This window comes from Aeromonas sanarellii, assembly GCF_000820085.1.
Classification (GTDB): Bacteria; Pseudomonadota; Gammaproteobacteria; order Enterobacterales; family Aeromonadaceae; genus Aeromonas; species Aeromonas sanarellii.
This window is the reverse complement of sequence record NZ_CDBN01000001.1, coordinates 26,152-34,309: the sequence shown is the minus strand read 5'-3', so window position 1 is coordinate 34,309 and position 8,158 is coordinate 26,152. Positions and strand designations below refer to the sequence as shown.

The 8,158-nt window shown below is 62.4% G+C and carries 4 protein-coding genes; 3 read left to right on the top strand and 1 reads right to left on the bottom strand.

The annotated features are described in order from the left end of the window. Positions 1–203: hypothetical protein (locus BN1132_RS20175; RefSeq protein WP_244462887.1), on the top strand; the 203-nt coding region annotated here is incomplete at its 5' end. Further along, complete coding sequence (locus BN1132_RS00135) at positions 164–5,641, top strand: type I secretion C-terminal target domain-containing protein (protein ID WP_244462886.1); 5,478 nt, start codon at positions 164–166, stop codon at positions 5,639–5,641. The genes BN1132_RS20175 and BN1132_RS00135, both read left to right, overlap by 40 nt. 162 nt (positions 5,642–5,803) lie before the next feature. Here the strand turns inward: BN1132_RS00135 and mdtH are convergent, their stop codons facing one another. Further along, the gene (mdtH, locus tag BN1132_RS00130; RefSeq protein ID WP_042074011.1) at positions 5,804–6,997 is read right to left on the bottom strand and encodes a multidrug efflux MFS transporter MdtH; all 1,194 of its coding nucleotides are present in this window, start codon (positions 6,995–6,997) and stop codon (positions 5,804–5,806) included. 206 nt (positions 6,998–7,203) lie between these two features. Here mdtH and BN1132_RS00125 point away from each other — a divergent pair, with 206 nt between their 5' ends. After that, on the top strand, positions 7,204–8,103 hold the full coding sequence (locus BN1132_RS00125) for a LysR family transcriptional regulator (RefSeq protein ID WP_042074010.1): 900 nt from the start codon (positions 7,204–7,206) through the stop codon (positions 8,101–8,103). Positions 8,104–8,158: the final 55 nt, after the last annotated feature.

Genomic DNA, 8,158 nt, shown 5'->3' with positions numbered 1-8,158 from the left:
CCGATGGCCGCTTCACCATCCTGGTGGCGGGCAGCGACCTGGCGGCCGATAGCGACCGCACCATCGACGCCAGCGTGACCAGCACCGACGCGGCGGGCAACAGCGCCACCGCGACCGACAGCGAAGGCTACGGGGTCGACACCACGGCGCCGGGGAGCCGACCGTGGTCATCGTGGACGATGCCAACAACGACCAGATGTTGACCAAGACCGAGATCGGCAGCGATCAGATCCAGGTGCAGGCCGGAGTCAATCACGGCGATCTGGTGGCGGGTGGCAAGGTAACGCTGACCATCAACAATGGCGGTGTGAACAGCACGGTTCAGCTGACGCTGAAGGCTGATGGCTCCCTGCTGGCGAGCGATGGCAAGAGCTACGGCTATCAGAATGGCACCATCAGCTGGACCGAGACGACCCCGACCAACGGCAAGTCGTTGACCGTGACCGCGACCCAGACCGACAAGGCGGGCAATGTCTCCCTGCCGGGCCGCGACACGGCGGAGATCCTGAACGAGGCCCCGGAGACGGCAAACAAGCAGGCAAGCGGTCAGGAAGATGCATCCAGCATCGCCATCCCGCCGCTTTCCGGCAGCGACATCGACGGCAGCGTGGTGAGTTTCACCATCAAGAGCCTGCCTGCCAACGGCACCCTCTATCTGAACGGGGTGGCGGTGACAGCGGATCAGAGCATTGCAGTGGCAGATGCCGGCAAGCTCACTTTCACTCCGAATGCCAACTGGAACGGCAACACCAGCTTCAACTATGCGGCGGTGGACAACGACGGTGCCGTGGATGCGAGCCCGGCGACCGTGACCATCAGGGTGGATGCGGTCAACGACCTGCCGACCCTGATCATCACCAGCGGAGCTGTCGTCTCCGAAGAGGGGCTTACGGGCGGTATTGCTGATACGGCGGGTAGCAGCGATACCACCAACAGCGTGGCTGCCAGTGGCAAGTTCTCGGTTGGCGATGTCGACAGCAACGACAACCTGATCATCAGCCTGAGTGGGCCGAGTGACCTCACCTCAGGCGGTGTGGCGGTGCAATGGAGCTGGAATGCCGCCACCAAGGTATTGACCGGTTATACCGGCACACCGGGTGGTGCCGACTACAAGGCGGTCATGGATGTGCAGCTGACGGCACCCAACACCAGTGGCAAGGGGGAGTGGAGCTACGACGTGACCCTCAAGGCCTCGATTGACCATCCGGTCAAGGGAAGCGAAGACGTACTGAACTTCCAGATCGGTGTGACGGTATCGGATGGCAAGACCACCGATACCAAGAGTCTGTCCATCTCGGTCGAGGACGACTCGCCGGTGGCAGGCGACATGGATGCCGTGGCCGTGACCAGAACGAATATCCCTGACACCCTGACTGGTCTGTTCGATCTGACCAAATACAGCGGCAATCAGGCCACCCTGAATGCAAACGGCTTCAGCATCGCGGCGATGGGCTTCACCTCGGCGACCGACTCGACGCTGACGGCGGCCAATGTCAACGGCTCCAGCGCCGGGCTGGGGGTTGCCAGCGTCGGCTCACCGAACCACAACCTCGCCAACGAGATAGATTTCCGCCACTTCGCGGATGGCTCCTCCGCTTCCGAGCAGCTGATCGTCAGACTGGACGCGGGCAAGGTGGCCTATGGCGCCAATATCAAGTTCAGCAAGATGTTTGGTGGCGAGCTGGAGAGCGGGGTCGTGGAGTTCTATCGTGGCGGGGTGCTGATCAATACCCTGGTATTCAACTCGACGGCGGCAGGTGGGGAGTTCAACCAGAACTTCCAGGTGCAGCAGGGCGGCTTCGATACCATGGTGATCAAGGCCACCAACAATGGTAACGGCCTCTACGGTGACAACAGCGACTTCACGGTGAAGAGCATCGAGTTCCTCGGTGCCGACACGGCGCAGGCCATCGCCTATGGTTCCGGCACCGTGACCCCGCAGTGGGGGGCCGATGGCAAGGGGTCCATGGGGCTGGTCCTGGATCCGGACGCCTTCGAGAGCGGCCTGCGGACGGCCGCCGGTTCCCTGGTCACCATCAGCTCAAGCGGGGCCAATACCCTGCTCGGCAAGGATGCGGGTGGCAATCTGGTCTTCCGGCTGGAGTTCACCCCGGCCACCGGCAAGTGGGAGTTCTTCCAGTATCAGAACATGTCCAAGCCCCAGGGAGATGGCGACATCGACTTCCAGATCCGGGTGGTGGATGGGGATGGTGACGTCAGCATTGGGTCCTTTGCCACCAAGCCGCTCTATACGCCGACGGTACAGGGGATCTCTGCCGACAGCGTGACCGAAGGCGGCAGCCTGCAACATACGGTGACCCTGTCCGACGCGACCCAGGAGGCGACGCAATATGACTTCGCCATCAGGGGCAGCGGCAGCAACCCCGCCTCCAACCAGGATTGGGGCAATGCCCAGTTCAGCAACGGCGTGACCTACAACAGCACCACCGGCAAGATCACGGTACCGGCCGGGGTATCCGGTTTCAGCGTGACCATTCCGACGGTGAACGATCGTCTGGTCGAGGCAAACGAGACCCTGTCGCTGACCATAGGTGGCCAGAGCGGCACCGGCACCATCCTTGACAACGATCGGGCGCCGACGGCTGCCGGGGGCCACAGTGCCGGGCAGGAAGACAAGCCCCAGGTGCTGACTTGGGCCCAGTTCGGTGCCAGTGACGATCAGGCCGCGACCGATCTCGGGGTGCAGATCAACACCCTGCCGCTGAATGGCACCCTCGAATATCTGAACGCTGCGGGTCAGTGGGTTGCGGTGCAAACCGGAGCCCTCATCTCCTATGCCGAGGTCAATGCAGGCCATCTGCGCTTCGTGCCCGGTCTGAACGAGTCGAGCACCAATGCCGGCAACGGCAACGGCGCCCTGATCGGCAACCTGAAGGGGGACTATGCCAGCATTGGCTATCAGATAAGCGACGGCGCCAACCTCAGCAACGGCGGCAAGCTGGTGATCGATGTGACGGCGGTGGCCGACAAGCCGACCGTCAACGTCACCCTGACGGGGAATGGCATTCCGTTGTACAGCCCGAGCTTCCCGAGCGCGGGCGTTACCACGGAGCAGTTCCAATCCGGCAACGTCAACAAGACGGCCCTTGGCATCACCAACTCGCTGACGGACAGCAGCAGTGGCCAGGAGCAGGTGCTTGGCGGCAGCGGCAACGACTATATCGTCAGCACCCACGGCGGTGGCGATCTGCTTTATGGACAGGCGGGGAACGATGTCCTGGTCGGCGGCAATGCGACCCAGGGGGATTCCCTCTACGCCGGTGATGGCAACGATGTGCTGGTATCCGGTCTTGGCAGCGATGGCCTCTATGGCGGTGCCGGGACCGATATCGCCGTGCTGACCGGCAACCGTGCCGATTACGCCATCAAGAAAGGCGAGGGTTACTCGATCAATGATCGCTGGTTCGATTTCTCCGTCACGGAGAAGGGCGTCGGTATCACCAAGGCGCTGCACGACGTGGAATATGTCCAGTTCGCCGACGGCATCTACCAGCTCAACCAGAGCACCGGCGAGCTGACCCTGGTGCAGCCGGTGGTGGTCGACTACCCGCTGGAGCTGAGCGCCTCCCTGAGCGATCGAGATGGCAGCGAAGTACTCGACAGCCTGGTGCTGAGCGGCATGCCGAAGGGGGCCGAGCTCTACAACGGCAACCAGTTGCTGGGGACCGTCGGGGTTGATGGCAAGCTCACTCTCACCGCCAGCAGCGGCCTGTGGAGTCCGAGCGCGCTGGATGTGAAGCTGACCGGCCTGACGCTGCGAGTCCCCGGCAACAATGCCGGTCAGGTCGATCTCAAGGTGGACGCCATCGCCAAGGAGGTGGGGACCGATCAGACCAGCTCCGCGTCCGACGATGACAGCATCCGCCTGAGCTACTTCAACGCCACCGAAGGGGAGCCGGGGGATCAGAACCGGACCTATGGCAGCGAGCACAATATCGTGGTGGGGGATCTGGATGGCAGCGTGGTGCTGCCCGGCCAGAACTACAACATCGCCTTTATGGTGGACAGCTCCGGCAGTATCGGCAGCGATGCCATGAAGACCATCAAGAACCAGCTGGCGCAGGTTTTTGCCAGTCTCAAGACAAGTGTTGGGACCGAGGGGGCGGGCAAGGTCAATATCTTCCTGGTGGACTTCGACAGTCAGGCCAACAAGTCCATCAGTGTAAATCTGAAGGATTCTGATGCCTTGAACCAGTTGCAAAACATTATCAAAACCATGGATGGCAGTGAGAAAAATGGCGGTGCTACAAACTATGAGGATGTATTTAAAACTACCGCTAACTGGTTCAAAAGTGATTTTGCCGAGTTAAACACCAATGCCAAGAATGTTGCCTACTTCATAACGGATGGCCAGCCGAATACGTTCAATTCCGAGTCTGATCCTTTCATTGGCTATCAATGGGAAGGAGGCAAGTGGAATGCTGTTTATTTGAGTCAGATTGTTGCTGGCGGATACCAACTTGGTCAGGAATATTATCTTGATGGTCGTCTGGTGATTACAACGACAGGCCAAGTATATAGTGCTGACGGACGCTGGAAAGGAGTTATGCGCCCTGATGGTAAAGGGGGTTATGAAGCGGTGACACTCTCTGGTGATCGAGACGGTAATAGCGATCAAAATGCGAGAGATGGTTACGCGCTATTGGTTGCGGCAGGCGTTACTGTAGAGGCTATTGGTATTGGTGACCAGTTGAGTGTCAACGATTTGAGAGGATTCGACAGTGACGGCAAAGTGTTGACAGGGATTAGTGCTGATGGCTTGGCCAATGCTATCCTGGGGACCTCCATCAACAACCTGCCGGGGGCCGACCGTTTCAATGGCGGGGCGGGCGACGACATCCTGTTTGGCGACGCGGTGCGCTTCACCGGTATCGGCGGGGAGGGCTATGCGGCCATCAAGCAGTATGTGAGCGGCAAGCTGGGGGCCGGGTCGGCGACCGATGCCCAGGTGCATTCCTACATCAGGGATCACGCCAGCGAGTTCGATCAGTCGTCGGCCAATGACAAGGGCGACACCCTCTACGGCGGGGATGGCAATGACATCCTGTTCGGTCAGGGCGGTGACGACTTCCTGTATGGCGGTGCCGGCAACGACATCCTGTTCGGTGGCAGCGGCAACGACACCCTCTATGGCGAGAGTGGCAGCGACGTGCTGAGTGGTGGCAGCGGCAACGACACCCTGTACGGCGGGACTGGCAACGACGTGCTGAGCGGCGGTCTTGGCAACGACATCCTGGTTGGCGGGCTCGGCGACGACATCCTCAAGGGGGATGCAGGAGCCGATACCTTCACCTGGCTGAAGGGGGATACCGAGGCTGGCAAGGTCGCCAAGGACTACATCGTCGATTTCAGCAAGTCGGAAGGGGACAAGCTGGATCTCAGCGACCTGCTCGACAGCGATGGCAGCAAGAACGAGAGCTCCCTGAAGAGCCTGCTCTCGGTGTTCCAGGACAGCGAAGGGGTGCACTTGCAGGTCAAGGAGAGCAGCGCGGCGCCTGTGACCCAGGAAATCGTGCTGGTGAACCACACCTTCGACACCCTGACGGGGAGCTCGGGCACCACGGCCAATCAGGTCATCGACTACATGCTGAACAACAACCTGCTGGACATCGACAAGTAATCCGGTCAGATGGACACAAAGCGGCGGAGCAATCTGCCGCTTTTTTTATGGGCGCTTTTCGGGGCGACGGGTCAGCTAGGGAGGACAACTCAAGGGGAGGATAAAAAGAGGGCGCCCCTCAAGAGAAGGGCGCCCGGGTTGGATGGCGTGATTGCCAGGGGATCAGGCATTGACCCCGGCCAGGCGGGAGCCGCGCTGGAAGCAGTTCGCCAGCAGCAGCAGGGTGGTGACGCCGACGGTGCCGAGCACCAGCCAGGGCAGCCAGGGTTGCCCCTGGGCCATGGCGTAGTCGTGCAGGGCGCCGCCCCCCACGTAACCCGTCATGCCGCCGAGCGCCAGCCCCAGCCGGCTGAAGCCCATGTAGCTGCCGCGCGCCCCGGGTTGGGCCAGCTTGGTCATCAGCGTCTCCCGCGCCGGCTCGGCGATGACGATGCCGAGGTAGAAGCAGGCAAGCAGCAGGAAGACGGCGGGCAGGGTGGTGGCGAAGGCGACCAGGCCTATCCCCGCCGTCATCAGCAAGACCCCGGCCATCAGGCGGTTCTCCAGCTTGAAGTGGCGCTCGCCGTAACGGGCCAGGGGGTAGAGCAGCGCCAGGGAGATGGCGGTCTCCAGGGTATACATCCAGCCCACTGCCGTGGTGCTGCCCGCCATCTGCTTGACCAGGATGGGGAAGATCAGCATGACCTGCACCCAGAGCGCGTAGTAGCCGCTCAGGATCAGCACCAGCCGGCAGAAGGCCTTGTCCGCCAGCACCTGGCCGAGGCCGTCGCGGATCGGTGTCGGTCGCACCGAGAGCTTGTAGGGGGGCAGGATCAGCAGGTTGCACAGGGCGGCGCAGACGAACAGGCCGGCTCCCAGCAGGCAGACATACTCGAAGTCGAAGTTCAGCAGCCAGCTGCCGAGCAGGGCGCCCACCACGGCGCCGGCGCTCTCCAGCATCATCAGCAGGGAGATGTAGCGACCCCGCTCCCGTGGCCGGGTGAACTTGATCACCAGGGCGGCGCGGGGCGGATCGAACAGGCAGCCGCCGAGGCCCGAGATGACGCAGGAGAGGATGAGTTCCAGCCCGCTCTGGGCATAAGCCAGGCTGGCAAATCCCAGCGCCCGCAGCAGCATGCCGCAGACGATGAGCGGGCGGGCTCCGAACTTGTCGGCGAGGGAGCCGCCAAAGACCCCCAGCCCCTGCTGGGTCAGCTGGCGCAGGCCCAGCGCCAGCCCGACCACTCCGGCGGCCCAGCCGAGCTGATCCACGAAGCGCAGGCTGATCATGGGCATGACCACGAAGAAGCCGAGGATCACCAGGAGGGAATCCAATGCCAAGAACCACCGCCCCAACCGCCTCGCCCGCTCCACCATGATCCTGTTACCTCTGTTCGCTTCGTTGATATTGTCGTTTTGTCTTTTTGCCCGGATGGCGCCGTCACCAAACAGAGCCAAGGGCGATGACAAGTCCCTGACTCGGTGGCGTTTTGCCATTTCATGACGATTGATGCTGCTATTCTGGTGGGGCGCCAGATATAGTGGTAGCCGACAACTGGCTATATTTCATATTGGATTTGGTTATGGCTGTGACACTCGACGATTTGCAATTGCTGCTGGATGTGGCCAACCGCGGCAGCTTCAGCAAGGTGGCGGCCATTCGCGGCTGGTCACAACCCATGGTCAGCCAGCGGATCGCCGTGCTGGAACAGGAGCTGGGCCAGTCCTTGTTCCGTCGCCACCGCCGTGGCGCCACCCCGACTCCGGCCTGCGAGCAGTTTCTGCCGGCGGCGACCGCGGCCCTGACGGCGCTGGAAGGGGGGCGGCTCGCGATGCAGGGGGCGCCGGCCCTGCCGCGGATCCGGCTCTCCTGCCTGCCCTCTCTGACCACGGCGGTGTTCGGTCCCCTGCTGTTGGCCCTGGTGGACGAGTCCTTCGAGATCCGCTGCAACACGGATCACTCCGGCATCATCATGCAGGAGCTGCTGACCGGCGAGACCGACGTCGGCTTCATTCTCAAGTGTCCCGCCATCGCCGGCATCCAGCTCGAGCTGCTCTACCGTTCCCCCATCATCGCCGTGGCCTGCGCCACCCATCCCCTGGCCGGGCGGCAGGGGCTGACCCTGCAGGACATCGCCAACGAGCGGCTGGCTCCCCAGCAGTGGGGCACGGGCTGCGACGAGCTGATCCTGCAGCTGCGGCTGCTGCGCCAGGTGGCGAGCCCGTTGCACGCCATTCAGCCCGCCAGCGCGGCGCGGGAGCTGGCGCTGGAGCACGGCTTCATCACCCTGATGCCGGCGCTCGCCATCACCCGGGATCTGGAGTTCGGTCGCCTGGTGAAGCTGGACGTGGTGGATCTGCCGCCGGATCACTGGGACGTCATGATGGCCTGGCGCAGCGGAAAACGGCCCAATCCTGCCAAGGAGCGGGTGCTGGAGGCGGCCCGCACTCTGGCCCGGCGCTGGGCGGGCAAGCGGGAATGAAAAAGCGCCGGACCAGGCCGGCGCTCTTCTCTTATTCCCGTTTATGCCTGTTCAG